This window comes from Acinetobacter lwoffii, assembly GCF_024129355.1.
GTDB lineage: Bacteria > Pseudomonadota > Gammaproteobacteria > Pseudomonadales > Moraxellaceae > Acinetobacter > Acinetobacter lwoffii_I.
Map to the genome: position 1 here is coordinate 1 of NZ_JAMXXP010000112.1, position 251 is coordinate 251.

The 251-nt window shown below is 44.2% G+C and carries 1 pseudogene; it reads left to right on the forward strand.

The features are described 5' to 3' along the window. Positions 1-251 (forward strand): annotated as a pseudogene (locus tag NI468_RS16205) (copper oxidase); the annotation flags it as partial.

A 251-nucleotide genomic window follows, 5' to 3' on the forward strand; every position in this document is an offset into this window, starting at 1 on the left:
CTGAAACTTATGATGTGATTGTGGAGCCAAAAGGTGGACATTATCAAATTGAAGCTGAGTCAATTGACCGTTCAGGTTATGCGATTGGTACGCTACACAATGAACTAAATCCTGTGACACACGGCATTCATATGCCTCAGCCACGTCCACGCTCGCTTTTGACTATGGAAGATATGGGACATGGTGGTGGTGATCATTCAGGAATGGATCATTCGAAAATGAACCATGGCGATATGAAAGGCACGGATCAT